Here is a 26,094-nt window from a genome sequence, read left to right as displayed (position 1 = left end):
CCCCCCGGCCCCTCCCCGCCCCCCGCCCCCCTGACCGGTCCGAGCCCGAGCCCGAGCCCGAGCCCGAGCCGGGCCCGGACCGGAGCCGGTCAGGCGTCCCGCACCGCGACGACGCCGAACTCGGCGCCCCACGGGTCCCGCAGCACCGGCGGCTCCTCGCGGCCGGGCCGGACCAGCCGGGCCCCCCGCGCCACCGCCCGGCGTACCGTCTCCCCCGGGTCGACGGCGCCGACGTGGGGCAGCCACTGCGGGCGGCCCTGGTCGCTCTCGACCACCCGCGCCTGCCCGACCCCGTCGAGCTCGAACTCCCCGCCGGCGGTGAGCCGGTAGCCGAACAGCGCACCGTAGAAGGACTCGGCGGTGGCGGCGAGCGGCACCCGCAGCTCGTGCCCGCTGATCGCACCGGGCTCGTCGGCGAGCACGACGCCTTCGGCGCGGCGGCCCTCCCAGAAGCCGACCGTGGCGTCCGAGGGGTCGACGGAGAGGAAGAGCCGGCCGTTCTCGCCGACCGGCACCGGCGGCATCACCACCCGGCCGCCGAGCCGCCCGACCTGCTCGCAGCAGTGGTCCGCGTCCTTGGTCGCCAGGTAGGTGTTCCACACCGCGCCGGGCGGCATCCCGGCCGGGGCGGCACCGAAGCCGCCGACGATGTCCCCGCCCAGCACGGCCAGTTGGTAGTCGGGCGACTCGGTGACGAACTCCCAGCCGAACAGCGCCGAGTAGAAGACGCGGCTGCCGGTCAGATCGGGAGTGATGCAGTCAGCCCAGCACGGTGCACCGATGGCATAGCGGGTACGTCGAGGCACGACTCGTCCTTCTCCTTGGTCATTGCGTGGTCGATCAGGCCTGCCGCCTCCTCCGCCCCGCCCACGCCGGGCAGGTGGAGGCAGTAGGTCGGTGCGCCGGCGAGTCGGCCGGCGGACCCGGCCGGCCAGGTCCGGGTCGTGAACTCCCATGGTGCCAGCCGTACTTCCTCGTCGGCGCCACGACACAGCCGAACCAGGGCGGGCGGCGCCAGCCGGGCCCGCACCGGCACGACCGGGCCGAGGCACTCCGGCCGCACCAGCAGCACCTCGCCGCCGACCGGCGAGGCGACGGTGCGCCACATCCCCTCGGGCAGTCCGGCGCCGCGCAGCCAGGCCGCGGCGGGTCCGCGCGCCTCCAGCGGGGCGAGGTAGGGCAGTACGTGGCCGGAGCGCCGGTCCAGCACCAGCAGCCGGCCGGAGACGAACTCCCAGGAGCGCTGCGCCAGCGCGGCGCCCACGTTCGCCTGTTCCGAGTACGGCCCGCCGATCAGGGCGACGGTGGCGCCCCCCTTCGCCAGGACGACGGCCGGGGCCAGGCAGAACCGGTCCTGCAGCGCGGCGAACGGCGGCACGGCGGGCGGCACGTTGCCCCAGCCCCGGAAGGTGCGGCGCAGCAGGGGCGTGCCGTCGCTGCGGCGGACCAGGAAATCGGCCGGGGCGCCCTTTCCGGTGGCGTCGGAGAATTCCACCCGCAGTTGGTCGGGATCCTGCGAATTCGCGGTGAGGTGCGGGCCGAAATGGAACGAGATCTCGTCGCGGTCGGCCCGGACGAGGCCGACCTCGATGCCGAAGAAGTTCAGCACAATCGGCTCGATAACCGGCACTGTCGCTCCTGACGGGTTTGTTGCACATTCAATTTCTGAGGGCGCCCGGAGTTCGCGCGGCCGCAGCCGCCCCGGGTGGGGCGCCGGGAGGCCCGGGGGCCGTCACCAGGTCCGGCGACCGGGCGCGTCCGCCGCAGCGGCCCGCGGGGTGTTCCGCCGGGCGCCCCAGGGTCGTCCGTCACCGTCCGGCAGTGCTGCCCGCCTGCCGGGCCGGGGTGAGGAGTCGTCAGGTGTGCGCGGGATCGGCGGGGTTGCCGATCACTCCCAGCGCCAGTCGCCCGGCGTGTTGATGGCGGGCACCTTGGTCGGCAGGAGCGCGGTGACGTCGCCGGCGAGCGTGCCCGGGGCGGCGGGCACCGAAGCGGTGGCGACCGGCCCGGCGACCGGCGGAAGGCCGGTCGCGGCCTGCGCGGTCCCGGCCAGGGCGCCGCAGGCGAGGGCGATCGAGGCGGCGGCGGTGCAGGCGAAGGCGCGACAGGAAAGCATGGAATCCCCCAGGACGAGCAGTTTCGGAAGCGGGAACCGGGCAATTCCGCGACGGCGCCGGCCGACCGCCGGTGAGGGCGGTCCGCAGCCCGTCGGCGGGCCCGGCCGGGGAGCTCGCCGCTCCCCGACGGCCGAAAGTCTGCTGCACGGCGGGGGGCGCCGGAAGGTGTTCGGGGCGGCAGGAAGATCGCCCTGGCACGATGGTGCCATTGCCATTCCGTGACCTCTTTTGACGCGCTCCGATCAGCCGGTGGAAACGGAGTGCTTCCACGGTTGTCCAGGCCCGTCGGCCCTGGCATGATCAGGCGGCGACTCGTGCGGGCGGAAGCCGCCGGTCGAGTGGGACGGACTGCGGGGGTGGTGCGCCGATGACGGACGCGATCGACGACGCCGCGCAGGCGGTCTACCGGTTACTGCTGACCGACCATCAGCTCGACGCCAGGGCCCTCGGCGAGGAACTCGGCCTGAGCGAGAAGCGGGTCCGCGCCGCGCTCGGCCAACTCGCCGACCTGCGCCTGCTCCGCCCCTCGGAGGAACTCCCCGGCGAGCTCCCGGGCGGTCTGCGGCCGGTCGACCCCAGGGTCGGGCTGCCGGCCCTCCTGCGCCACTACGAGTCCCTCCAGCAGCGCGCCCAGCAGGAGTTCGAGCGGCGCCAGGCCGCCATCACCGGCCTGCTCGCCGAGTACCGGGACGAGTCGGCCCAGGAGGACAGCCAGCTGGAGCGGCTGATCGGCCTCGCGACGGTGCAGGCCCGGTTGGACGAGCTGGTCCGCTCGGTCTCCGGCGAACTGCTCACCTTCAACCCCGGCGGAGCGCAGTCCGCCGCCTCGCTCCAGGCCAGCCGCCCGGCCAACGAGGAACTGCTCGCCCGCGGCGTCACGATGCGGACGGTCTACCTGGACAGCGTCCGCAAGGACCGGGCCACCGTCCGGCACGCCGAGTGGCTGACCGGGCTGGGCTGCGAGGTGCGGACGGTGCCCGCGCTCCCGCTGCGCATGATGGTCATCGACCGCCGGGTGGCCCTCGTCCCGATCGACCCCGCCAACACTCGCAAGGGCGCGGTGCAGATCTCCTCGCCCGGCGTGATCACCGCCCTGCTCTCGCTGTTCGAGCAGACCTGGGCCGACGCGGCCCCCTTCGGCGCCCCGCGCGAACGCGACGAGCAGGGCCTGACCCGCCAGGAGCAGGAACTCCTGCGCCTCCTCGGCCGGGGCTACACCGACGAGGCGGCCGGCAAGCACCTCGGCCTCTCCCTGCGCACGGTGCGCCGGATGATGGCCGACCTCATGGACCGCCTCGCCGCCCGCAGCCGTTTCGAGGCCGGTCTCCTCGCCGGCCGCCGCGGCTGGCTCTGAGCCGCCCCGGCGCTGCCCGGCGGGCCCGGGCGAGCGGATCGCAGTGGCATGGGTCACGTCGGAATCGGACGGTTTCGGGTGTTCTGCCTGGTGGTTGCCCGATCGGAGGCCGGGTTGCCCACGCACCGGGGGTCCGTGATCGTGTCGGGCCAAAATATGATCGGAAGCCACGATCGTCGGTTGATGCCGACGGTCGTATGTGCAACCTGGGAACGGTTCGGGCCGTCTCTCTGTGTGCGGTGCGCCAGATCGTCCGGGGCGTCGCTTCCGTCGGTGAAAGGTACGCGCATGTCAGGTCAGTGGGGCGAGGGCCCGGCTCGGGACGAGGACGCGTCCGGCGCGCTCACGGCCGAGGGCACGGAGAGCGGCAGCGCCGTGCCCCCGCCGCGCTCCGGTGGCCGGGCGGAGGCCCGCCGTGCTGCGCAGGGCAAGGGCGGTCGAGGCGGCGGCGCGGCCGGCGGCGGCGGTGGCCGGGCGGAGTCCGGCTCCGGCGGCCGGGCGGCGGCGCGCAAGAGCGCCAAGCCGAAGAAGAACGTGAAGAAGATCGTCGCCTGGTCGGCGGCCGGTGTGCTGGTGCTGATCGCCGGCGCGGGCGGCGCGATCTACTTCAAGCTGAACGCCAACATCAAGTCCTTCGACGCCGACGCGATAGCCACCGACCGCCCGCCCGAGGCGAAGGCCGACGCGGACGGCAACAAGCCGGTCAACGTCCTGCTGATCGGCTCGGACAGCCGCGGCAAGAACAACGCCGACCTCGGCGGCGGGGAGGACGGCGGCGCCCGCTCCGACACCACGATCCTGCTGCACGTCTACGCCGACCACAAGCACGCCGTGGGCATCTCGATCCCGCGCAACGCGATGGTCCCGCTGCCTGCCTGCAAGCTGCCCAACGGCAAGTGGACCAAGGGCGGCAACACCGACCTGTTCAACGCCGCCTTCGCGACCGGCGGCAGCGACGACGGCAACCCGGCCTGCACCCAGAACACCGTGGAGAAGATGACCGGCATCCGGGTCGACCACACCATGGTGGTCGACTTCAACGGTTTCGCCGCGATGACCAAGGCCGTCAACGGCGTGGACATCTGCCTCCCGCAGGCGATCTACGAGGGGGACATCAACCCCAAGCTGAAGAAGAAGGGCGCGCTCGTCCTCCCGCAGGGCAAGCAGACCGTGGACGGCCAGAAGGCGCTCGACTACGTCCGGCTGCGGCACGGCATCGGCGACGGCTCCGACATCGGCCGGATGAAGCGCCAGCAGGCCTTCATGGGCTCCCTCATCAGCAAGATCAAGAAGGACGGGCTGAGCCCCACCAACCTGCTGCCGCTGGCCGACGCCGCCACCAAGTCGCTGACCGTCGACCCCGGCCTGGACTCGGCGGACAAGCTGCTCTCCTTCGGGCTGTCGATGAAGAACATCGACATGCACGACCTCAAGTTCGTCACGGTGCCCTGGCGCTTCCGCACCGAGGACTCGAACATCGACATCATCCAGTCGGACGCCAACAAGCTCTGGGAGACCCTCAAGGCCGACCAGACCATCGACGGCCAGAACGCCACCGGCCAGCAGCCGGACGCGCCCGGCACCAGCGCGGCCCCGCAGCCGCCCGCGCCGACCACTCCCGCCGCCCCGCCCGCGGACGCCTCCAACGCCGCGATCAAGGTGTCGGTCTACAACGGGACGACCGCCAACGGCCTGGCCGGCAAGGGCACCGAGCAGTTGAAGGCCGCCAAGTTCAGCGCCACCCTGGCGGGCCAGGCGGCGAGCACCAAGTACAAGACCACCACGATCGAGTACGGCACCGGGCAGAAGGCCAACGCCGACAAGGTCGCCGCGCTGTTCCCGGGCGCCGACGTCTCGCCCGGCGCCGGGCGGGGCATCTCGGTGATCGTCGGCCAGGACTTCGCGGCGGCCGTCGGCCTCGGCAGCGGCGCGCCCACCGGGACGGCCGGCGCCACGCCGGGAGTCCCGACGCCCCCGCAGCCGCTGCCCACCACCGTCACCAACGAGGCCCGCTCGGCGGACGACGACATCTGCGCCAACACGACGTACGGCAGCGGCGGCTGAGCGCACCCGGCGGACGTCGGGGACGGCCCCGGGCCGGCGCCCTCCGGGGCGCGGGCGCCCGGGGCCGTGCCCTGTCCGGCCAGGGCGCCCGGCCCGTCCCACCCGCCCGGGATCCCGAAGGCCGCCCCCGGCCGAGCGGTGAACCGGAAGCCGCCCTTCCGCGACGCGCCGCCGGGAAATGGTCGGCTTCCCCCGATTCGGGGGTAAGACTGCACCCATGCTGGGCCTACCGGACGACATCCGCGCATTCCTCTTCGACCTCGACGGGGTGCTCACCCAGACCGCGAAGGTGCACGCCGCGGCCTGGAAGGAGACCTTCGACGCCTTCCTGCGCGCCGAAGCCGCCCGCACCGGCGGCCCGTTCGTCCCCTTCGACGCCGTCACCGACTACGACGCCCACGTGGACGGCCGCCCGCGGCTCGACGGAACCCGGGAGTTCCTGCACAGCCGGGGCATCGACCTGCCCGAGGGCACTCCCGAGGACCCGCCCAACACCCGCACCGTGCAAGGGATCAGCCGGGCCAAGAACGACACCGTGCTGCGGATGATCCGCGAGCAGGGCGTCCAGCCGTACCAGGGCTCGGTCGACTACGTGCACCGGCTGCGCGCGGCCGGCCTGCCCAGCGCGGTGGTCTCCTCCAGCGCCAACTGCCGTGACGTGCTGCGGGCGGCGGGCATCGAGGAGCTGTTCGACGTCATCGTGGACGGCACCGTCGCCAAGAGCGAGGGCCTGCCCGGCAAGCCCGCCCCCGACACCTACCTGTACGCCGCCCGCACACTCGGCGTCGAGCCCGCGCACGCCGCCGTCTTCGAGGACGCGCTCGCCGGGGTCGCGTCCGGCCGGGCCGGCGGCTTCGGCGCGGTGGTCGGGGTCAACCGCACCGGACAGGCCGCCGAACTGCGCCGCGACGGCGCCACCGTGGTCGTCGACGACCTCTCCGAGCTGCTGGGAGGCACGTCGTGAGCCCCACGGACACCTTCTCGATCGACCCGTGGCAGATCACCGAACAGGGCCTGGACCTGGTCTCGATGGCCCGCGCCGAATCCGTCTTCGCGCTCTCCAACGGGCACATCGGCCTGCGCGCCAACCTGGACGAGGGCGAGCCGCACGGCCTGCCCGGCACCTACCTCAACGGCGTCTTCGAGCTGCGCCCACTGCCGTACGGCGAGGGCGGCTACGGCTACCCGGAGTCCAGCCAGAGCGTCATCAACGTGACCAACGGCAAGATCATCCGGTTGCTGGTGGACGACGAGCCCTTCGACCTCCGCTACGGCGAACTCATCAGCCACAAACGCTGGTTGGACTTCCGCGAGGGCCTGCTGCACCGCGAGGCCGAGTGGACCTCCCCGGCCGGGCGGACGATCCGGGTGCGCTCCTCCCGGATGGTCTCGCTCACCCAGCGCGCCATCGCCGCCGTCGAGTACAGCGTCGAGGCGGTGGACGGCCCGGTCCGGGTCGTGCTGCAGTCCGAGCTGGTCGCCAACGAGCAGCTGCCCGGCGGCCCGGACGGCGATCCGCGCGTCGCCGCCGTCCTGGAGGCGCCGCTGCAGTCGGAGGCGCACCACGCGAGCGCCCTCAAGGCCGTCCTGGTGCACCGCACCCGCTACAGCGGCATCCGGGTCGCGGCCGGGATGGACCACGTGATCGACGGCCCGGAGCGGTCCGACACCGTCGCCGAGGCCGACGCCGACCAGTGCCGGATCAGCGTCACCACCGTGCTCGAACCCGGGCAGCGGCTGCGACTGACCAAGTTCATGGCCTACGGCTGGTCCGGCACCCGCTCGCTGCCCGCCGTCCGGGACCAGGTGGAGGCCGCGCTCACCGCCGCCCGGTACACCGGCTGGGACGGCCTGGTCGCCGAACAGGCCGACTTCCTGCGGGAGTTCTGGGAGGCCAACGACATCGAGATCGAAGGCGACGTCGAACTCCAGCAGGCCGTGCGGTTCGCCGTCTTCCACGTCCTCCAGGCCGGCGCCCGCAGCGAGGAACGGGCCATCCCCGCCAAGGGGCTGACCGGGCCCGGCTACGACGGGCACAGCTTCTGGGACACCGAGACCTTCGTGCTGCCGGTGCTCACCTACTGCCTGCCCACCGCCGTCAACCAGGCCCTGCGCTGGCGGCACACCACCCTGCCGCTGGCCCGCGAACGGGCCGCCCAACTCGGCCTGGCCGGCGCGGTGTTCCCCTGGCGGACGATCCGCGGCGAGGAGTGCTCCGGGTACTGGCCGGCCGGCACCGCGGCCTTCCACATCGGCGCCGACATCGCCGCCGCCGTCGCCCGCTACGTCCGGGCCACCGGGGACGACGAGTTCGAGCGCGAGTACGGGCTCGAACTGCTCGTGGAGACCGCCCGGATGTGGCGCTCGCTCGGCCACCACGACGTCGCCGGCCGGTTCCGCATCGAGGGCGTCACCGGCCCCGACGAGTACAGCGCCGTCGCGGACAACAACGTCTTCACCAACCTGATGGCGCAGACGAACCTGCGCGCCGCCGCCGAGGCCGCCGTCCGCCACCCCGGCGAGGCCGCCGCCCTCGGCGTCGACACCGAGGAGACCGCCGCCTGGCGGGACGCGGCCGCCGCGATGTACATCCCGTACGACGAGGACCTCGGCGTCCACCCGCAGGCCGACGGCTTCACCGACCACCAGGTCTGGGATTTCGAGAACACCCCGCCCGACAAGTACCCGCTGCTCCTGCACTACCCGTACTTCGACCTGTACCGCAAGCAGGTGGTCAAGCAGGCCGACCTGGTGCTCGCCATGCAGGTCCGCGGCGACGCCTTCACCGACGAGCAGAAGGCCCGCAACTTCGCCTACTACGAGCGCCTCACCGTCCGCGACTCCTCGCTCTCCGCCTGCACCCAGGCGGTCATCGCCGCCGAGGTCGGCCAGCTCGACCTCGCGTACGACTACACCGCCGAAGCCGCCCTGATGGACCTGCACGACCTCGGCGGCAACACCCGCGACGGCCTGCACATGGCCTCGCTCGCCGGGGCCTGCATCGCCCTGGTGGCGGGCTTCGGGGGCCTGCGCGACCACGACGAGACGCTCTCCTTCCGCCCCCGGCTGCCGTCCGGGCTGATGCGGCTCAGCTTCTCCCTGCTGGTGCGCGGGCACCTGCTCGGCGTCCGGATCACCCACGAGGAGACGACGTACACGCTGCGCCGCGGCGAGGTCATCCACCTGCGGCACGACGACGAGGCGGTGGAGGTCAAGGCCGGGGCGCCGGTCACCCTGCCCACCACCTCCCCGCCGGGCCAGGAGCGGTTCGCCCAGCCCCCGGGCCGTGAACCGGCCCGCCGCCACCCCCAGGCGGGCCTGGTGGCCGGCAAGCTCGGCCACCAGGACCACCTCGCGGCGGAGTAGCGCGGCTGCTCACCCGCTCCGCCCGCTCACCCGCTCCGCCCGCGCTCACCCGTTCGGCCCATCCGGGCTGCGGGCCGCCCCGCCCCGTCGGAACGTGCAGGTGTGGTTCGCCGACCGGCGCCCCAGCGAAGGAGTCGCACCCGTGGCGAGCGTGGCCGAACAGATGGTGGAGGTGCTCCGGCAGGCCGGGGTGGAGCGGGTCTACGGCGTCGTCGGCGACAGCCTCAACCCCGTCGTGGACGCGATCCGCCGGGCCGAGGGCATCAGCTGGGTGCACGTCCGCAACGAGGAGGCCGGTGCCTTCGCGGCCGCCGCCGAAGCCGAACTCAGCGGCCGGCTCGCCGTCTGCGCCGGCTCCTGCGGCCCCGGCAACACCCACCTGATCCAGGGCCTCTACGACGCCCAGCGCAGCGGCCTGCCCGTCCTCGCGCTCGCCTCGCACATCCCGTCCGGCCAGATCGGCACCGGCTTCTTCCAGGAGACCCACCCCGAGCGGGTGTTCACCGACTGCAGCAACTGGTGCGAGGCGCTCTCCACTCCCGCGCAGCTGCCGCGCCTGCTGCGGATCGCCATCCAGCACGCGCTCGGCTCGCACGGCGTCTCGGTGTTCGTCTTCCCCGGCGACGTCGCCGCGCTGCCCGCGGCCGGACCGACCGGCACCAGCCACTTCCTCACCGAGCAGGCCGTCGCCGCGCCGCCGTGGTCCCAGGTGCAGGAGCTGGCCCGGATGCTCAACGCCGCCCGCAAGGTCGTCCTGTTCTGCGGTGCCGGGGTGCGCGGGGCGCACACCGAGGTGATGGAGGCCGCGCAGGCCCTGAACGCACCGGTCGGGCACTCGCTGCGCGGCAAGGAATGGATCCAGTACGACAATCCGTACGACGTGGGCATGAGCGGCCTGCTCGGCTACGGCGCCTGCCACGAGGCGCTGCACTCGGCCGACCTGGTGCTGCTGCTCGGCACCGACTTCCCGTACGACTCCTTCCTGCCCCAGGCGCACACCGTGCAGGTCGACCACGACGCGACCCGGCTGGGCCGCCGCACCGCCCTGGACCTGGCCGTCCACGGTGACGTCGCCGCCACCCTGCGGGCGGTGCTGCCGCTGCTGGAGGGGAAGAAGGACCGGGCCTTCCTCGACGGCATGCTGAGGAAGCACTACCGGTCGCTGGAGGACGTGGTCGGCGCGTACACCCGGGACATCGAGAAGCACCTGCCGATCCACCCGGAGTACGTCGCCTCGGTGCTGGACGAGGTGGCGGCCGAGGACGCGGTGTTCACCGTGGACACCGGCATGAACAACGTCTGGGCCGCCCGCTACCTGCAGCCCAACGGCCGCCGCCGGGTGATCGGCTCCTTCCTGCACGGCTCGATGGCCAACGCCCTCCCGCACGCGATCGGCGCCCAACTCGCCTGCCCCGGGCGGCAGGTGGTCGCGATGGCGGGAGACGGCGGGATCGGGATGCTGCTCGGCGAACTGCTCACCGTGGCCAAGCACCGGCTGCCCGTGAAGACCGTCGTCTTCAACAACGGCGCACTCGGCATGATCAAGCTGGAGATGCTGGTCTCCGGCTACCCGGAGTCCGAGATCGACAACGGGGACGTGGACTACGCCGGGATCGCCCGGGCGATGGGGATCCCGGCCAAGCGGGTGGCCGAGCCGGGCCGGGTCCGGGAGGTGCTGGCGGAGGCGCTGGAACGGCCGGGCCCGGCCCTGGTGGACGTGGTCACCGACCCGAACGCGCTGTCCATCCCGCCGTACATCACCGCCGCCCAGCTGAAGGGCTTCGCGCTGGCGGCCGGGAAGACGGTGCTCTCCGGCGGGGTCGGCCGCATGATCGACCTGGCCCGGAGCAACCTGCGGAACATCCCGCGGCCGTGAGCCCGGAGGCGCCGCGAACCCAGGCGCCGTGAGCCCGGAGGCGGTCCGGACGGGCCGCCTTGCCTCAGAGGCAACTTTCTTGCCCGTGCGGCACGCCGGGTGTCCACTGGACCCATGACCACCAGCTCCACCGGCACCCCCGCCGCAGGCGACCGGCTCGACGACCAGGAAGTCTCCGGCCTCGCCGCCCGCCTCCGCGAGCACCGCCTCGGCAGCCGCCTCACCCTGGAGGTGGCCGCCGCGCGCGTCGGACTCTCCCCAGCCTATCTGTCCCGGCTGGAGACCGGCCGGCGCCAGCCCTCCCTGCCCGTCCTGCTCGGCCTCGCCCGCGCGTACGGCACCTCGGTGTCCGGGCTGCTCGGCGAGACCATGGCGGAGCCGGACCCGGTGGTCCGCGGCGGCGCCATCGAGCCCGGGCGCGCCGGCGGCTGGGGCTACCGCCGGGCCGGCGCCCCCGGCCGCGCCATGCAGGCCCTGCGGGTCCACGTGCCGCCGGGTGTGCAGGACGCGGTGGTCCGGGTCCACCCCGGCGAGGAGTGGCTGTACGTCCTCCAGGGCGCGCTCCGGCTCACCCTCGGCGACCGGGTCCACCACCTCGCCGTGGGCGACTCCGCCCACTTCGACTCGCTCACCCCGCACTGCATCGCCGCCGAGTCCGACGACGGCGTCGAACTGCTCTTCGTCCACACCCTGCTGCAGAGCCCCGGCGGCGAACTCTGCCTCGGCGGCGGCCCCGCCGCGACCCACTGACCCGCCGTCAGGACAATCCGGAGGAGATCACCATGGCCGATCCCGCCACCGCCACCACCGCCCTCACCGCCGCCCTCGCCACCCCGGGCGCCGCCGACACTCCCACCGGCCCGAAGACCATGGACGCCGGCAAGTGGGCCAACAAGCGGGTCTACCTCCGGCTGGTGATCTACACCGCCGGGATCCACGTCTTCGCCGGCTTCATCATGCTTCTCTTCGAACTGGGCAGCCGCAACAAGTAGCCCACCCCCGCCGTCCCGCCCGCCCCCGCCCCCGAGGGAGGCGGGCGGGACGCCTTCCCCGGCCCCCCGCCCGCGTCCCCCGGCGCGCCCCTCACGCCCTGCGGAGCAGGTCGCAGAGGGCCTGCACGGCGGCGGGGAACGCGTGGTCGGGTGGGGTGGCGTAACCGATGACGAGGGCGGGCGGAGCCTCGGCGCCGGCGGCGGCCGGGACGGCGCGATGCCGGGCGAGGCCGTTCAGCGACAGGCCCACGGCCTGGGCCCGGGCGAGGAGTTCGGGCTCCGGGGTGGAGCCGGGCGGCAGTCGGAGCACGGCGTGCAGGCCGGCCGCGATGCCGGTGACCCGGACGTGCGGGGCGTGTTCGGCGAGGGCGGCGACCAGTCGGTCGCGCCGGCGCCGGTAGTGCAGGCGGCAGCGCCGCACGTGCCGGTCGTACGTGCCGGAGGTGATCAGTTCGGCCAGCGTCAGCTGGTCCAGCACCGGGGACATCGCGTCGGCCAGTGCCTTCAGCCGGGCCACCGGTTCCACCAGGGCGTCGGGCAGGGCGAGCCAGGCCAGCCGCAGGCCCGGCGCGAGGCTCTTGGCGGCCGTTCCGGCGTACACCACCCGGTCCGGGTCGAGGGCCTGCATCGCGCCGAGGGGCTGCCGGTCGTAGCGGAACTCGCCGTCGTAGTCGTCCTCGATGACGTACCGGTCCTGTTCGCGCGCCCACCGGACGGTCTCCGCCCGGCGTTCGGCGGACAGCGGGGCGCCGGTGGGGTACTGGTGGGCGGGGGTGAGGAGGACGGCGCCGGGGCGGGCGTCGAGCAGGTCGACCCGGGCGCCGTCGTCATCGAGCGGCAGCGGGGCGGGGGCGAGTCCGGCGGCCCGGACGACGGCGTGCTGCGGCGGCAGCCCGTACTCCTCGACGGCCAGGGTGCGGGCGCCGCGTTCCCGCAGGGCGGCGCAGAGCAGGCCGAGGCCCTGGGTGACGCCGGTGCAGATCAGCAGGTGGTCGGGGTCGGTGCGGACGCCCCGGACCCGGGCCAGGTAGTGGGTGAGCGCCTGCCGCAGTTCGATCCGGCCGAGCGGGCTGCCGTAGTCGAGGGCTTCGTGCGGCGCGGTGGCGAGGGCGCGGCGGGCGGCGGAGAGCCAGGCGGTGCGGGGGAAGAGCGAGAGGTCGGGCCGCCCGGCCGTCAGGTCGTGCCGGGCGGTGCGCCGTTGCCGTGCCGGGCCCGCGTCGGCCCGCCGGTTCGGGGCGGGCGGCTCCGGCACGGCCCGCCGGGCGACGGTGGTGCCGGAGCCCTGCCGGGAGTCGAGCCAGCCCTCCGCGGTGAGCTGGCCGTACGCCTCGACCACGGTGTTGCGGGCGATCCCGAGGTCCTCGCCGAGGGCCCGGGAGGAGGGCAGCCGGGTGCCGGGGGCGAGCCGCCCGTCCTGGACGGCTTCGCGCAGGGCGTCCTCCAGGGCGGCCCGCAGCCCGGTTCCGGCGGCGCGCCGTTCGGTGAGGTCCAGGTGCAGGTCGCCGCCGAAGGAGGTCCAGGAGCTGGTCACCGGGCCATTCTCGCGCGGCGGGCGGGCGGCCGGGGGTCACCAGGCGGTGCCGGCGGGCTCCTCGATCGTGGTGTTGATGCGGTTGAAGAAGTTGGTCAGTCCGATCATCAGGATGATCGCCGCGAGCTGCTCCTCGTCGAAGTGGTCGGCGGCCGCGTCCCAGACCGGATCCGGGACGGCCTTGCCCGAGCGGTCGGCGATCCGGGTGGCGGCCTCGGTGAGTTCGAGGGCGGCGCGCTCCTCGTCGGTGAAGCACGGCGCCTCCCGCCAGGCGGCCACCGCGTGCAGCCGCTCGTCGGTCTCGCCGTGCTTCTTGGCGCCCTGGACGCCCGCGAACACGCAGGCGCTGCAGCCGTTGATCTGGCTGGCCCGCAGGTGGACCAGCTCCAGGATCCGCGGGGAGACGCCGCCCCGGTACGCGGCCTGGTAGATGCCCTGGATGCCCTTCATCGCGTCGGGCAGGACCATGGCGGGGTTCTTCATGCGGGCGGTGGTCACGGCGATCTCCTCTTCGTTAACGTCCGTCACTGGACCGACGGATCCCGACGCGAGGATGTGACAGGGTGAGCGAGCGAATCCCACCGGCCGACCGGACCCGGGCCGATCAGGCCGGGCCGACCGGTCAGGCCGGGCCGACCGGTCAGGCCGAGCTGGCCGAGCGCTTCGAGGCGGAACGGGCCCGGCTGCGCACGGTGGCCTACCGGATGCTCGGGTCCATCGCCGAGGCCGAGGACGCCGTCCAGGAGGCCTGGCTGAAGCTGAGCCGCAGCGACGTGGGCGAGGTGCGCAACCTGGGGGCCTGGCTCACCACGGTCGTCGGCCGGGTCTGCCTGGACCAGCTGCGCTCCCGCACCTCCCGCCGGGAGGATCCGCTGCCCGAGCAGGAGGGGCAGCCACGGCTGCCGGACCCGGTGGTGAGCGGGCTGGCGACGCCGGACCCGGTGCACGGGATCCTGGTCGCCGACTCCGTCGGGATCGCGCTGATGGTGGTCCTGGAGACGCTCTCCCCGGCGGAGCGGGTGGCCTTCGCGCTGCACGACCTGTTCGACGTGCCGTTCGACGGGATCTCCGAGGTGCTCGGCCGCACCCCGGCCGCCACCCGGCAGCTCGCCAGCCGTGCCCGCCGCAGGGTCCAGGGCGCCACCCCGGCCGCGGACGCCGACAACGCCCGCAAGCGCGAGGTGGTGGAGGCCTTCCTCGCCGCCTCCCGGGGCGGCGACTTCGACGCGCTGCTGACCGTGCTCGACCCGGGGGTGGTGGCCCGGTCCGACGGCGGCACGCTGGTGCCGAGCGTGCTGCGCCGGGGCGCGGCGGACGTCGCCGCCCAGGCGATCACGTTCGCCCGCTTCGCCGCCGACGGCCGCCCGGTGCTGGTCAACGGCTCGCCCGGCGTGGTGTCCTTCGCCGAGGGCCGCACGCTGTCGGTCATGTCGTTCACCATCCACGACGGCCGCATCACCGCCATGGACATCCTCACCGACCCGACCCGCCTGGCCGCCCTGGGCCTGACGGCCTGAGGACCGCCCCGGTGGCCCCGGGCCGGCCGGCGACGCGCCGGCCGGCCCGGGGGAGCACCGCGGCGTCCGGGTGCTCAGATCGACAGGTAGACCGCGCTGCCGACGCCGGCGAGGAAGCAGTAGACCGCGAACGGCGTCAGGCTGCGGGTCTCGAAGTACCTGGTGAGGAACCGCACCGAGACGTACCCGGCGGCGAAGGCGGCGACGCTGCCCGCCACGACCGGGCCGAGCACGGAGGAGTTCTCCGGCTTGAACAGCTCGGGGACCTTCAGCACCGAGGCGGCCAGGATGACCGGCGTGGCCAGCAGGAAGGAGAACCGGGCGGCGTCCTCGTGGTGCAGCCCGCGCAGGATGCCGGCGCTCATGGTGACGCCGGAGCGGCTGACGCCCGGGAACAGCGCGAGGATCTGGGCGGCGCCGATCCAGGCGCCCTGCCCGTAGCCGAGCCTGGTCAGCCGGTGGTCGGAGGCGACCGCCGGGTCGGTGCCCGGCTCGTCGACGGGGGCGGCGTGCCCGGCCCGGCGACGGCCGTTGCCGCCGCGCTTGAGCCGCTCGGCGCCGAGCAGGACGAGCCCGTTCAGGGCGAGGAAGACGGCGGCGGGGAGGGGCTTGCCGAGCGCGTTGCGCAGCGCCTTCTCCAGGACGAGTCCGGCCACCCCGACCGGGATGGTGGAGAGGATGAGCAGCCAGGCGAGCTTCTCGTTGCGGGTCTCGACGCGGCGGTGGCGGATCGAGCCGACGAGGCCGCCGATGACGCGGACCCAGTCCTTGCGGAAGTAGACCACCAGCGCGAGCGCGGTGGCGAGGTGCAGGGCGACCAGGGCGGCGAGGTAGGAGGAGCCCTCGGCGGTCATGTCGAGGTCGTGCTGGATCCTCCCGCCGACCAGGGCGGGCAGCAGGATGCTGTGGCCGAGGCTGGAGACCGGGAAGAGTTCCGTCACACCCTGCAGCAGGCCGACGCCTATCGCTTCCGGGTAGGTCAGGGTGGACATCGCGCACCTTCGCTCGGGGGGCGGCGGCCGGCCGATTCCGGGGGCCGCCGCGAAGCTACTACGGGCATGTAGACGTCCGGCAGGCCCACGGTCAGAAGTTCACCGACCGTACGCCTGGGCGACATGGGGACCGAGATGCGCGACCAACGCCGTTGCCACGGCGGCCAGTACGACGGCGGACGGGACGGCCCGGTGTGCCGCGTCGCCGAGGAGCACGACGGCGGTCGCCGCGAGCGGGGCGCCCACCAGCGGCAGGGCGACGGTCAGGACGGCGGGCAGGCGGTGCATCGGCGCTCCCACTGCCAGGCGCTCCCACCGCCGGGCGCTCCCACCGCCGGGCGCTCCCACTGCCAGGCGCTCCCACCGCCGGGCAATCTCACCGCCGGGCCCCGTCGCCCGGGGTTGATTCCCGCCGGCGGGCCCGCTCGCCGGTCAGTCCACCGCCACCCGCAGCCAGCCCGACCCGTGCGACCCCACCGGCGCGGAGGCGAAGTCGTACCGCAGCCCGCCCGGCCCGAGTGCGAGCAGCGAGATGGACGAGGAACCCCAGATCCGCCCGTCGCCGAAGTCCCGCCGCTGCACCAGCGCGGCGTCCTCGTCCAGCGCCAGGCCGTCGCCGGTGACGATCGGCAGCCAGGCACCCCAGGCCTGCCCGGCCGGCCCGTCGCCGGTCGGCCGGGGCCGGGGCGCGGCGGCGAAGCGGGCCCGGAAGTGGTCGGCGCGCGCGGCCATCAGCGCGCCGACCCGTTCGGACGCGGAGCGGCCGGCGGCTTGGCCCTCCAGTCCGTCGTTGAGCACCACGCTGAGGCCGGGCGGCAGTTCGCGCTCCGCCAGCCGTCCGCCGTCCCAGCTGGTGACGGTGGCGCCGTCCGGCCGGGCCAGGACGAGGTGGAAGGGGTCGTACGGGGTGGGGTCGAGGTGGCCGATGCCGCCCTCGGTGACGGCGGTGAGCGGCAGTCGGCCGCGGGTGCGCCGGGAGTGGGCGGGGGCGGGCGGCCCGAAGCCGTTCAGCAGGCAGGCGGCGGTCCGCCGGGCGGGGTCGACGGCCAGCCAGGTGCCGCCGGCGGCGAGGTCGAGCCCGCCGACCAGCTGCGGCCGGTCCGGCCAGTGGTGGTCCGGCGGCAGCCAGGCGCGCCCCAGGTACTCGTCCCGGACGGACAGCAGCAGCACGGGCACCGCTGCCCCCGGTTCGATGCTGACGAACGCCGTGCACACGACCCTGGCCCCCTCGTCCCGTTCTGTCGGCGATCCTCGCACGGCTGTTCGCGTACCGGAAGTGGCCCAAGGAACCGGGCGCCGAATGCACCAGACCGGCGGGCCACTGCGCGCCTAGGCTGGCAGCCATGACGACGACGAATGAGACCGTGACGACGAACGGCGCCCACGCCCACGTGCCCGGCCCGGAGCCGCGCCTGTCGATGCCGAAGCACGCCCCCGCGTACTACCAGGCGATGGTGGCCGTGGACCAGGCCTCCCGGGCGGGCCTCGACCCGGTGATCGTCGAACTGGTCAAGCTGCGCGCCTCGATGATCAACGGCTGCGCCTTCTGCATCGACATGCACTCGACCGACGCCGTCAAGCACGGCGAGCGGGAGCACCGGCTGCTCTCCCTCCCGGCCTGGCGCGAGGCGCCGTGGTTCACCGCCCGGGAGCGCGCCGCCCTGGCCCTCACCGAGTCGGTCACCCTGCTGACCCAGGGGCACGTCCCGGACGCCGTCTGGGCGGAGGCCGCCGGGCAGTTCGACGAGACGGAGCTGGCCCACCTGGTCGCGCTGATCGCCACCATCAACGCCTGGAACCGGATCGCCGTGAGCACCCGCATGAGCCCGGCCGCGAAGTGAGGTCCGGCGACGTGAGCACGAGTCAGGAGAAGGCCCGGCTGCTCCGGGAGCTGCACCGCCCGGGCGATCCGGTGGTGCTGGCCAACGTGTGGGACGCGGCATCCGCCCGGCTGGTGGCCGCCGCCGGGGCGCGGGCGGTGGCCACGGCCAGCGCGAGCGTCTGCTGGTCGCTCGGCAGTCCGGACGGCGGCGGCGCGGACCGCGAGCAGGTGCTGGCCCGAACCGCCCAGGTGGTGCGGGCGGTCGACCTGCCGGTCACCGCGGACCTGGAGGGCGGCTACGCGGACACCGCCGCCGGGGTCGGCGAGACGGTCACCGCGCTGCTCGCCACCGGCGCCGTCGGGGTGAACCTGGAGGACGAGGGCCGCCCGGCGGCGGAGGCCGCCGAGCGGATCGCGGCGGCCCGGGCGGCGGCGGACGCGGCCGGCGTCCCGCTCTTCGTCAACGGGCGCACCGATGTGTTCCTGCTCGGGCTGGGCGCCCCGGAGGAGCGGCTGGACGAGGCGGTCCGCCGACTGCGGGCGTACGTCGAGGCGGGCGCCGACGGTGTGTTCGTCCCCGGCGTGGCCGACCCGGAGACCATCGCGGCCCTGGTGGCGGCCGTCCCCGTGCCGCTGAACGTGCTCGCCGGCCCCGGCTCCCCCTCGGTCGCCGAACTGGCGAAGCTCGGCGTCGGCCGGATCAGCCTCGGCCCGGGCCTGGCGAAGACGGCGTACGCGGCGGTGCGGCAGGCCGCCGAGGAGGTGTACGGGAGCGGCACGTACACCGCCCTCGACGGCGGGCTGACGTACCCGGAGCTCAACGGCCTCTTCACGGGCTGAGCGGCGGGACCGCGGGCCGGAACGCAGGCCGGAACGCAGGCCGGAACGCAGGCCTGAACGCAGGCCTGAACGCGGGACGGACGCGGGCTGCGGGCGGCCGGCCGTACGGGGGTCAGCCGGCCGGCCGCGGTGATCGGGCGGCCCGGGACGGTTCGGCGGCCCGGCCGCCCGTCAGCCGATCTGTCCGCTGAGCCCCGGGTGGCTCATCTGGTTGGTCCCGACGGCCTCCACCTCGTTCGCGGTGTGCCCGACCACGGGGAGCTTGCCCGCGGCCCGGAGGGCGAGGTCGGCGGGGGACAGGTTGAGGCCGTCGGTCAGGCCGCCGGTGGCGTCCGGCGACGAGGCGGTCTGGGTGGTGGCGGAGGCGGCCGGGGCGGCGAGCGCCAGGCCCGCCATGGTGAGGGCGGCCAGGGTGGCGAGTTTCTTCATGCCCTGCCGAACGACCCGGCCGCCCTCAGGTCACCGGGCGGGGCCCACCGTCACCCACAGGGTTCGCACGCTGTTGCTGACGAACGACGCGATCGGCTCGTTCGTCCGCCCCTGCGCCGGGGCCAGCCCGGGGAAACGGGTGAACAGGTGCCGCAGCGCGGTCTCGGCCTCCAGCCGGGCCAGGCCCGAGCCCAGGCAGAAGTGCGGGCCGTGGCCGAGTGACAGGTGGCGCGCGGGCTGCCGGGTGAGGTCGAAGCGGTCGGCGTCGGGATAGTGCCCGCCGTCGCGTCCGGCCGCCGCGTACGAGGCCAGCAGCGCCTCGCCGCGCCGGATCACCACGTCGCCGACCTCGATGTCCTCCGCCGCGTAGCGCAGCGGGAACTGGCCGACCGGCGAGTCGTAGCGCAGCGTCTCCTCGACCACCGCCGACCACGGCACGGTGCCGTCGAGCACGAGCTCCAGCTGGTCGGGGTGGGCGAGCAGGGCGCGCACCGCGTTGCTGATCAGGTTGAGCGTGGTCTCGTGCCCGGCGACCAGCATCAGCAGCAGGGTGCCGACCAACTCGGCCTCGCTGAGCCGTTGCCGGTCGAGGCGGTGGCCGGCCTCGTGGGCGGCGATCAGGTCGGTGGTCAGGTCGTCGCCGGGCTCGGCCCGCTTGGCCGCGACCACCGAGGCCAGCAGTGCGTTCAGGTCCCGCTGGGCGGCCACGGCCGCCTGCGGGGTGGCCGAGCTGGAGACCAGGGTGTCGGACAGCGCGTGCAGTTCGTCCTGCTGTTCCAGCGCGAGGCCGAGCAGTTCGCCGATCACCTGCATCGGCAGCGGGTAGGCGAAGTGGCGCCGCAGGTCGAACTCGCCGTCCAGTTCGGCGATCGCGTCCAGCAGGGCGGTCGCCCGGGCTTCGATGGCCGGGGCCAGGGCGGCCGTCCGGCGCGGGGTGAAGGCCTGGGAGACCAGTCCGCGCAGCCGACGGTGGTCCTCGCCGTCGACGGTGATCATGCCGGGCACGGTGACGAAGTTGAGCAGCGGCCAGCCCTCCGGCAGCCGGCCCTCGCGGAAGGTCGTCCACAGCCGGGCGTCCTTGCCGACGCGGGGGTCGGTGAGCAGCGACTGGAGGGCGTCGTGGTGGGTTATCGCCCAGACCACCACCCCGCCAGGGAGTTCCACCAGGACTGCGGGGCCGGCCGCTCGGAGCCGGGCGTTCTCTGCGTGCTGGTCCCGCCCGAAGGGGTCGAGTCGGACGGGCTCGGGGCGGCCGGGGGTGGCGACGGCGGTGTCCATGCGGGCCTCTCGGGGGCTGGCGGGCGGGGCGGGGTGAAGGCGCTGTACAGCACCGGAAGGGCGGTCAGGGCCCGCGACCACGGGGACGAGCGCCAGGCCAGTTCGCCCGGCGGGACGGCCAGTTGGAGGTCGGGCAGGCGGTGCAGCAGGGTCTCGACGGCGGTCTCGACGATGATCCTGGCCGGGTGCTGGGCCGGGCAGACGTGCCGGCCGGCACCCCACGCGAGATGCGCCCGGTTGCCGCCGAGCGAGCCCTGGGCGGCGGCGGAGACGCCCTGGGCGGCCGGGTCGGCGTTGGCCGCGGCCAGGCCGAGCACGAGCATGTCGCCGGCGCTGATGTACTGGCCGCCGAGCACGGTGTCGCCGGTGGCCCAGCGGCCGGGGAAGTTCTGCGTCGGCGGGTCGCGCCACAGCACCTCCTCCAGTGCGTCGGAGACGGTCAGCCGGCCGCCGGTCAGGGTGGCCCGGAAGCGCCGGTCGGTGAGCAGCAGCCGCAGGGTGTTGCCGGTCCAGTTGATCGAGGTCTCGTTGCCCGCGACGAGGAGCACCACCAGGTGGTGCGCCGCCTCCTCGTCGGTCAGTCCGGCCGGGTGGGCGAGCAGCCAGGAGGTGAGGTCGGCGCTGGGTGCGGCCCGGCAGCGCCGCACCAGGTCGACCAGGATCGCCTGGAACTCGGCGCCGGCCCGCTGGGACTGCGCGCTGCTGTCGACGAAGTGGCTGATCAGCTCGACCAGCCGGGGCCCGGCCTCGACCGGCAGTCCGACCAGCTGGGTGAAGACCAGCAGTGGCAGAGCCCGGGCGTACTGGGCGATCAGGTCGGCGGTGCCGTCCGGCCCCCAGCTGTCGATCAGGCCGTTGGCGGCGGCCTCGGTGGTCTCGCGCAGCTGGCGGTGGTCGATCTGGGCGAGGGTGTCCGAGACGGCGGAGCGCAGCCGCTGGTGTTCGGCGCCGTCCAGGTTGAGCAGGGTGGGCCGCCACGAGGTCATCGTCAGCAGGCGGGATCCGGCCGACAGCCGGCCCTCGGCGGGCACCCGCCAGCGGCGCGAGTCCTTGGAGAACAGCGCTTCGTTGCGGGTGAGTTCGAGCAGCTCGCGGTAGCCGAGGACGAGCCAGGCCTCGACGCCGGGCTCCAACTCGATCGGGGCGACCGGGCCGTGGCGCTCGCGCAGCCGGGCGTACAGGCCGTGCGGGTCCTCGGCGACGGCCGCGCCGTACAGCGGGGTGAGCGGGGCGCCGACGGGCAGGCCGCCGCCGTGCGGGGGCCCCGCGGGCCCGCCGGGCGGTGCCCCGTGCGCGACCGGGCAGCCGAGGCCGGCCGGGGCGGGGCCGGTGGCGCCGGGGCCGGTGGCGCCGGGATCGGTGCCGCTCATCCCTGCAGCTCCAGGATGGAGTTGCGGTGCAGGTGGTCGACGAAGTCGATCAGCAGGTCGTAGGACTGCCGCCGGTCGCGTGCGTCGCAGAAGAGGATCGGCACGTCCGGGAGCACGTCCAGCGCCGCGCGCAGCTCCTCCTCCGGGTAGCTCGGCGTGTCGGGGAAGGTGTTGACCGCCACCGCGAACGGGATGCGCTGCTCCTCCAGCCGGCCGAGGACGTCGAAGCTCTCGTCCGGGCGGCGCAGGTCGACCATGGCGATCGCGCCGAGCGCGCCGCGCGACAGGTCGTCCCAGAGCGGCCAGAACCGCTGCTGTCCGGGCGTGCCGAAGAGGTACAGCGCGAGCCGCGGGTTGAGCGTGATCCGGCCGAAGTCCAGCGCCACCGTGGTGGTGGTCTTGGTGTCGCGCCCGGTGAGGTCGTCGATGCCGCGGCTGGCGGCGGTCATGGTCTCCTCGGTGCGCAGGGGGGTGATCTCGCTGAGCGAGCCCACCAGGGTGGTCTTTCCGACCCCGAACGGCCCGGTGACGAGGATCTTGACCGCGCCCTGCACCGAGGACGGCAGGTACTGCGGCCCGTCGACCGACCCGGTGGCGTCGGGGGCGGCGGTGGCGCGGGCGGCTTCAGCGGAGTTGGCGGAGGCCAACGAGCACCTCTTCCAGGAGGGTTGCGGGCAGGCGTTCGGCCTGCGGAACGGGCGGGAGCACCTGCACGGCGCCGAGGTCCCACAGGTCACCGACCAGCACCTTGACGACGCCGAGCGGCAGCCCCAGGTGGGCTGCCACCTCGGCGACGGACAGCAGACTGTGGCAGAGCGCGAGGATGCGCCGGTGCTCCCGGTTCAGCAGCGCGTGCTCGGGCGGTTCGGGCAGGTCGGACAAGGCGCTGACCAGGCTCTCCAGGGCCAGTTCGGCCCGGGTGGAGCGGCTGCGTCCACCGGTGATGACGTACGGGCGGACCGGCCCGCTCACCGGTGCCCCCCCGCCGCGTGGTCGACGCGCGGCGGGCTGGTGAGGTGGCTGCCGATCCGCTCGACCAGGACCTGCATCTGGTACGCGACCAGGCCGGCGTCGACCGCCTCGCCGGTCACCACGGCCAGGTGCGCGCCGGCCCCGGCGGCGACGACGAACAGGTAGCCGCCGCCGTACTCGATGACGATCTGGCGGGTGGCGCTGCCCTGGCCGCCGAAGCCCGCCGCGACGCCGCGGGCCAGCGACTGCAGTCCGGAGCAGGCGGCGGCGAGCCGTTCGGCGTCATCGCGCGCGATGCCCGCGCTGCGCCCGATCTCCAGGCCGTCGTTGGAGACGACGACGGCGTGCTGGACCTGGGGGACGGCGATGATGTCGGCGAGCAGCCAGCCGAGATCAGGGGTGGTGGTCATGGAACTCTCCGGAGCGCTGGGGAAGGCGGGGGGAAGCGGGCAGGGAAGGGTCGGACTGGGCCTGGGCCTGGCCCCGGGCGGCGGATCGGCCGCTGGCCGTCCCGGCCTGGAACATCGCCATGAACGCCTGCGCGTCCCGGGCCGAGCGGTACGGCGGGGCGGGCGGCGCCGGGGGAGCGGCGTGCTGGGCGCGGCGGCCGGTGCGGTCGCGCCGGTGGCTCCGGCGGGGCAGTGGCGGCGGGGTGTCGCCCGCGACGGCGGGCCGTCCGGGCGGTGGGGTGTCCACCAGGGGGTGGCCGGCGGGGGAGGCCGGCCGGGGATCGAAGGTGAACGCCCGGTCGTCCGGCCCGAGGCCGGGGACGGTGGGCGGCAGCGGCTCGGTGAGCAGCGCGTTCGGCAGCAGGACGACCACGCGCACGCCGCCGTACGGTGAGGGGGCCGAGCTGAGGGTGACCCGGAAGCCGTACTGCTCGGCCAGCCGGCCGACGGCGGCCAGGCCCAACTGCGGTACCTCGCCGAGTCGGGAGACCTCCAGGGTGCTGCCGCCGGCGAGCGCGGCGGCGGCCTTGGCGACGGCCTGTTCGGGCATGCCGACGCCGCCGTCGTCGATCTCGATGACGGCGCCGTTGTGGACCGGCATCAGGGTGACGAACACCTGGGTGCTGGGCGGGGAGTAGCGGGTGGCGTTGTCCAGCAGTTCGGCGATCGCGTGGATCAGCGCTTCGGCCGCGGCGCCGACCACCGCGGTCTCGATCCGGCTGCGGACCACCACGCGCTGGAAGGGCAGGATGCGGGACTGGGCGCCGCGGACGACGTCCTCCAGGGCGACGGGCTCCGGCCAGTGCCGGCCGGCCCGCGCGCCGCACAGCACGGCCAGCGTCTGGGCCAGGCGGGCCTGTTGGGCGGCCGCGTGGTCGGCCTTGAGCAGGCCTTCCAGCAGCGCCGGGTCGTCGTGGGTGCGTTCCATCTCGTCCAGCAGTGCCTGCTGGTCGTGGGCCATCACCAGGATCCGGCGCGCGACGCTGAGGAAGGCCCGCTGGGTGGAGGCGGTGAGCTCCTGCTCCTGCTGGACGGCGGCCAGTTCGGCGCCGCGGCGGCTGTGTTCGAGGAGGAGCTGTTCGCCGGCGGCGTGCAGCGAGCGCTGGAGGGCGTCGGCCCGGCGGCGCTGGGTGACGGACACGGCGCGGTACCGCGCGGCGGCCACGAGGGCGAGGACGGCGAGCACGCCGGTTGCCGTTACGGACCACTGAGTCATCGTCACGCCGCGAATTCTAGGGTGATGATCCTACGAAGGTGTGAACGGATCTCGCCAAGTGACCGGATCTCGTCAATATCCAGTCAATCCGGCCTCCCCCCGGCGTCGTTCGGCCCCGATCGCCACTCCTGACGGTTCCTCGATCCGGCTCCTGCAGGGCAGTCGCCCGGCGTCCGGGCCGCGCCGGATGGCCGATTCGCTTCCCAGGATGTGTGGGGAGTGTGTGCACGGTGTCGCCGAAGGGCGGCGTCCGGTGCAGGGGCGGCGGCCCCGCGTCGTCCGGCCGGGTCCGCCGCTCCGCCTCGCGCCCGGCCCCTCCCCGGGCGCCACGGCCCGCACCCCTACGCGGGCCAGGTGCGCAGGGCGGTGGTCAGGGTGGTGACGAGGCGGTCGTGGGTGGTGGCGAGGTCCTCGGCGAGCTGGAAGGCGCCGGCGGTGGTGAGGGAGGCGAAGCCGTGGGCGAGGGAGCGGACGGTGCGGGCGGCGTGGATCGCCTCGGAGCCGTCGAGGCCGTACTCGTGGAGCACGGCGATGATCACGCCGACGAGCCGGGCGGCGGCCCGGGCCAGCTCGTCGTCGGGCTGCGGGGCCTGGGGGAGGGCCTGGTAGCGGTGCGGGTGGGCGGTGGCGTAGGCGTGGTAGGCGCGCAGGACGGCGGCGACGGCGTCGTCCCCGCTGCGGCCGACCGCGGCTTCCGCGAGCCGGTCGGCCAGTTCCCCGGTGACGCGGACGGCGATCAGCTGCCGCAGTTCGGCGAGGCCGCCGCTGACGTGCTTGTACAGCGAGGGGGTGGCGACCCCGGCCCGGGCGGCGACGGCGGCCAGGGTGAGTGCTTCGGTGCCCTGTTCGTCGATGAGGGCGAGGGCGTGGTCGACGACCTGGTCGGGGGTCAGTCCTACGCGGGGCATGGCTTCGGGTTCTCCGTACGGACGTCGGGCCGGTGGCGGCGGTGGCGGCGGTGGGGCGTCATCGCGGTCGGTCGAGTTCGGCGAGGAAGGGCAGCAGGGCGTCGGCGGTGGCCTGCGGGTTGTCGGCCATCGGGTAGTGCCCGGACCCTTCGATCATCGCCTTCCGCGCGTTCAGGGCCGCGGCCTGCCGGTCGGCGACGAGTTCCGGCTTCGGGAAGTCGGGGTCCTTGCTGCCCATGACGACCAGTGCCGGGCACCGTACGGCGGCGGTCCAGCCGGTCGGCGCCGAGTCCCCGGTCACGTAGCCGCGGGTGGCGGTCCGGCGGCCCGGGGTGCGCAGCGCGGCGACCAGCCCGTCCACGTACGCGTCGAAGTCGGCGGGCTTGGCGCCGGGGTAGGCCATCCGGCGCAGGTAGAAGCCCCAGACGGCCGGCCAGCGGACGATCGCCGCGCCCATCAGGGCCATGACGGCGCGCATCGGGGCGCCCGGCGGGGGGTTCTCGACGAAGGCGTCGATCAGGGCGATCCCGGCGATCCGTTCGGGGGCGTCGCCCGCGGCCTTGACGACCGTCGCCCCGGTGTAGGAGTTCCCGGCGAGGACGGCGCGTTCGATGCCGAGGTGGTCGAGCAGGGCGAGGGCGTCGCCGGCGAGGGCGGCCGGGCCGTAGTCGTCCCAGGTGACGGAGGAGTCGCCGAAGCCGCGGAGGTCCATGGTGACGACCCGGTGGCCGGCGGCGACGAGCAGCGGGCGGAGGTGGCGGTAGGCGGCGCGGCTGTCGAGCATTCCCGGGAGCAGGACGACGGGGGTGCCGTCGCCCTGCCGGGTGTCGTCGAAGGCGATCCGGCCGCCGGGGACGGTGAGGTACTGGGTGCTCGGGGCGGTGGCGTTCATGGTGGGCCTCCTCGGTCCGCTGCTGCGGGGCGTCGGCGGTGCCGCCGACAGCATAAAGCTAAGGCTAATAGCCTTAGCCGTCAAGGGCTCGGCCGGACCGGGGTGGCGG

At 74.5% G+C, this 26,094-nt stretch carries 27 protein-coding genes; 10 read left to right on the top strand and 17 right to left on the bottom strand.

What is annotated here, in order from left to right; translation table 11 throughout:
- Positions 1-89: 89 nt before the first annotated feature.
- The 3 genes from IF30_RS44060 to IF30_RS0130045 form a co-directional block, all read right to left on the bottom strand.
- A complete protein-coding gene (locus IF30_RS44060) occupies positions 90-806 on the bottom strand; it encodes a VOC family protein (RefSeq protein ID WP_051711522.1) in 717 nt (238 codons plus the stop codon).
- Positions 740-1,609: a hypothetical protein gene (locus IF30_RS0130050; protein ID WP_030244303.1), complete on the bottom strand. Its 870-nt coding sequence runs from the start codon at positions 1,607-1,609 to the stop codon at positions 740-742. The genes IF30_RS44060 and IF30_RS0130050 overlap by 67 nt, the downstream gene beginning before the upstream one ends.
- 279 nt (positions 1,610-1,888) lie before the next feature.
- On the bottom strand, positions 1,889-2,116 hold the full coding sequence (locus IF30_RS0130045) for a hypothetical protein (RefSeq protein WP_030244301.1): 228 nt from the start codon (positions 2,114-2,116) through the stop codon (positions 1,889-1,891).
- A 368-nt stretch (positions 2,117-2,484) separates the two neighbouring features.
- Here IF30_RS0130045 and IF30_RS0130040 point away from each other — a divergent pair, with 368 nt between their 5' ends.
- The 7 genes from IF30_RS0130040 to IF30_RS0130010 all read left to right on the top strand — a co-directional run bounded on the left by IF30_RS0130040 (position 2,485) and on the right by IF30_RS0130010 (position 11,769).
- Entirely contained in the window at positions 2,485-3,471 is a 987-nt protein-coding gene (locus IF30_RS0130040; protein WP_030244300.1) for a helix-turn-helix domain-containing protein, read from the top strand.
- A 288-nt stretch (positions 3,472-3,759) separates the two neighbouring features.
- Positions 3,760-5,535 (top strand): LCP family protein, encoded by a 1,776-nt coding sequence (locus IF30_RS0130035; RefSeq protein ID WP_078891829.1) that lies wholly within the window; start codon positions 3,760-3,762, stop codon positions 5,533-5,535.
- A 217-nt stretch (positions 5,536-5,752) separates the two neighbouring features.
- Positions 5,753-6,499, top strand: a complete 747-nt coding sequence (locus tag IF30_RS0130030) for an HAD family hydrolase (RefSeq protein WP_030244296.1) — start codon at positions 5,753-5,755, stop codon at positions 6,497-6,499.
- A complete protein-coding gene (locus IF30_RS0130025; RefSeq protein ID WP_030244294.1) occupies positions 6,496-8,901 on the top strand; it encodes a glycoside hydrolase family 65 protein in 2,406 nt (801 codons plus the stop codon). Before IF30_RS0130030 ends, IF30_RS0130025 begins: the two co-directional genes overlap by 4 nt.
- Positions 8,902-9,043: 142 nt before the next feature.
- Entirely contained in the window at positions 9,044-10,777 is a 1,734-nt protein-coding gene (locus tag IF30_RS0130020) for a pyruvate dehydrogenase (protein WP_267884575.1), read from the top strand.
- A 114-nt stretch (positions 10,778-10,891) separates the two neighbouring features.
- Entirely contained in the window at positions 10,892-11,527 is a 636-nt protein-coding gene (locus tag IF30_RS0130015) for a helix-turn-helix domain-containing protein (protein ID WP_030244290.1), read from the top strand.
- A gap of 32 nt (positions 11,528-11,559) precedes the next feature.
- Complete coding sequence (locus IF30_RS0130010) at positions 11,560-11,769, top strand: DUF6126 family protein (protein ID WP_030244288.1); 210 nt, start codon at positions 11,560-11,562, stop codon at positions 11,767-11,769.
- 91 nt (positions 11,770-11,860) lie between these two features.
- On the opposite strand, the gene IF30_RS0130005 is transcribed toward IF30_RS0130010, so the two are convergent.
- A complete protein-coding gene (locus tag IF30_RS0130005; protein WP_030244287.1) occupies positions 11,861-13,300 on the bottom strand; it encodes a PLP-dependent aminotransferase family protein in 1,440 nt (479 codons plus the stop codon).
- Between the two features lie 36 nt (positions 13,301-13,336).
- On the bottom strand, positions 13,337-13,783 hold the full coding sequence (locus IF30_RS0130000) for a carboxymuconolactone decarboxylase family protein (RefSeq protein WP_030244285.1): 447 nt from the start codon (positions 13,781-13,783) through the stop codon (positions 13,337-13,339).
- A gap of 167 nt (positions 13,784-13,950) precedes the next feature.
- Here IF30_RS0130000 and IF30_RS0129995 point away from each other — a divergent pair, with 167 nt between their 5' ends.
- A complete protein-coding gene (locus IF30_RS0129995) occupies positions 13,951-14,817 on the top strand; it encodes a sigma-70 family RNA polymerase sigma factor (protein ID WP_030244282.1) in 867 nt (288 codons plus the stop codon).
- A gap of 74 nt (positions 14,818-14,891) precedes the next feature.
- On the opposite strand, the gene IF30_RS0129990 is transcribed toward IF30_RS0129995, so the two are convergent.
- From IF30_RS0129990 to IF30_RS0129980, 3 genes are all read right to left on the bottom strand, one after another.
- Positions 14,892-15,809: an undecaprenyl-diphosphate phosphatase gene (locus IF30_RS0129990; RefSeq protein ID WP_030244280.1), complete on the bottom strand. Its 918-nt coding sequence runs from the start codon at positions 15,807-15,809 to the stop codon at positions 14,892-14,894.
- A 99-nt stretch (positions 15,810-15,908) separates the two neighbouring features.
- Complete coding sequence (locus IF30_RS0129985) at positions 15,909-16,097, bottom strand: hypothetical protein (protein WP_030244279.1); 189 nt, start codon at positions 16,095-16,097, stop codon at positions 15,909-15,911.
- 144 nt (positions 16,098-16,241) lie between these two features.
- Positions 16,242-17,024: an NRDE family protein gene (locus IF30_RS0129980; protein ID WP_051711519.1), complete on the bottom strand. Its 783-nt coding sequence runs from the start codon at positions 17,022-17,024 to the stop codon at positions 16,242-16,244.
- A 128-nt stretch (positions 17,025-17,152) separates the two neighbouring features.
- Here IF30_RS0129980 and IF30_RS0129975 point away from each other — a divergent pair, with 128 nt between their 5' ends.
- Both IF30_RS0129975 and IF30_RS0129970 read left to right on the top strand, forming a co-directional pair.
- The gene (locus tag IF30_RS0129975; RefSeq protein WP_030244271.1) at positions 17,153-17,650 is read left to right on the top strand and encodes a carboxymuconolactone decarboxylase family protein; all 498 of its coding nucleotides are present in this window, start codon (positions 17,153-17,155) and stop codon (positions 17,648-17,650) included.
- Between the two features lie 11 nt (positions 17,651-17,661).
- Positions 17,662-18,471 (top strand): isocitrate lyase/PEP mutase family protein, encoded by an 810-nt coding sequence (locus IF30_RS0129970; protein ID WP_030244269.1) that lies wholly within the window; start codon positions 17,662-17,664, stop codon positions 18,469-18,471.
- A 171-nt stretch (positions 18,472-18,642) separates the two neighbouring features.
- On the opposite strand, the gene IF30_RS0129965 is transcribed toward IF30_RS0129970, so the two are convergent.
- The 9 genes from IF30_RS0129965 to IF30_RS0129925 form a co-directional block, all read right to left on the bottom strand.
- Positions 18,643-18,900: a hypothetical protein gene (locus IF30_RS0129965; protein WP_030244268.1), complete on the bottom strand. Its 258-nt coding sequence runs from the start codon at positions 18,898-18,900 to the stop codon at positions 18,643-18,645.
- A gap of 30 nt (positions 18,901-18,930) precedes the next feature.
- Complete coding sequence (locus IF30_RS0129960; RefSeq protein WP_234322892.1) at positions 18,931-20,064, bottom strand: cytochrome P450 family protein; 1,134 nt, start codon at positions 20,062-20,064, stop codon at positions 18,931-18,933.
- Complete coding sequence (locus tag IF30_RS49750) at positions 20,028-21,548, bottom strand: cytochrome P450 (protein ID WP_234322891.1); 1,521 nt, start codon at positions 21,546-21,548, stop codon at positions 20,028-20,030. Before IF30_RS49750 ends, IF30_RS0129960 begins: the two co-directional genes overlap by 37 nt.
- The gene (locus IF30_RS0129950; RefSeq protein WP_078891828.1) at positions 21,545-22,195 is read right to left on the bottom strand and encodes a GTP-binding protein; all 651 of its coding nucleotides are present in this window, start codon (positions 22,193-22,195) and stop codon (positions 21,545-21,547) included. Before IF30_RS0129950 ends, IF30_RS49750 begins: the two co-directional genes overlap by 4 nt.
- Complete coding sequence (locus IF30_RS0129945; RefSeq protein WP_030244260.1) at positions 22,173-22,520, bottom strand: DUF742 domain-containing protein; 348 nt, start codon at positions 22,518-22,520, stop codon at positions 22,173-22,175. The genes IF30_RS0129950 and IF30_RS0129945 overlap by 23 nt, the downstream gene beginning before the upstream one ends.
- A complete protein-coding gene (locus IF30_RS0129940; protein ID WP_030244258.1) occupies positions 22,517-22,930 on the bottom strand; it encodes a roadblock/LC7 domain-containing protein in 414 nt (137 codons plus the stop codon). Before IF30_RS0129940 ends, IF30_RS0129945 begins: the two co-directional genes overlap by 4 nt.
- Positions 22,914-24,185 carry a sensor histidine kinase gene (locus IF30_RS44055; RefSeq protein ID WP_107054553.1) on the bottom strand — a complete coding sequence of 424 codons (1,272 nt, stop codon included), beginning with the start codon at positions 24,183-24,185 and terminating at the stop codon, positions 22,914-22,916. Before IF30_RS44055 ends, IF30_RS0129940 begins: the two co-directional genes overlap by 17 nt.
- A gap of 341 nt (positions 24,186-24,526) precedes the next feature.
- Positions 24,527-25,093 carry a TetR/AcrR family transcriptional regulator gene (locus IF30_RS0129930; RefSeq protein WP_030244254.1) on the bottom strand — a complete coding sequence of 189 codons (567 nt, stop codon included), beginning with the start codon at positions 25,091-25,093 and terminating at the stop codon, positions 24,527-24,529.
- Positions 25,094-25,151: 58 nt separating this feature from the next.
- On the bottom strand, positions 25,152-25,985 hold the full coding sequence (locus IF30_RS0129925) for an alpha/beta fold hydrolase (RefSeq protein WP_030244253.1): 834 nt from the start codon (positions 25,983-25,985) through the stop codon (positions 25,152-25,154).
- Positions 25,986-26,094 lie beyond the last annotated feature (109 nt).

It is taken from the genome of Streptomyces sp. NRRL S-350, from assembly GCF_000719705.1.
Taxonomy (GTDB): domain Bacteria; phylum Actinomycetota; class Actinomycetes; order Streptomycetales; family Streptomycetaceae; genus Kitasatospora.
The sequence above is the reverse complement of the archived record's forward strand: the minus strand, read 5'-3'. Positions and strand labels throughout refer to the sequence as shown.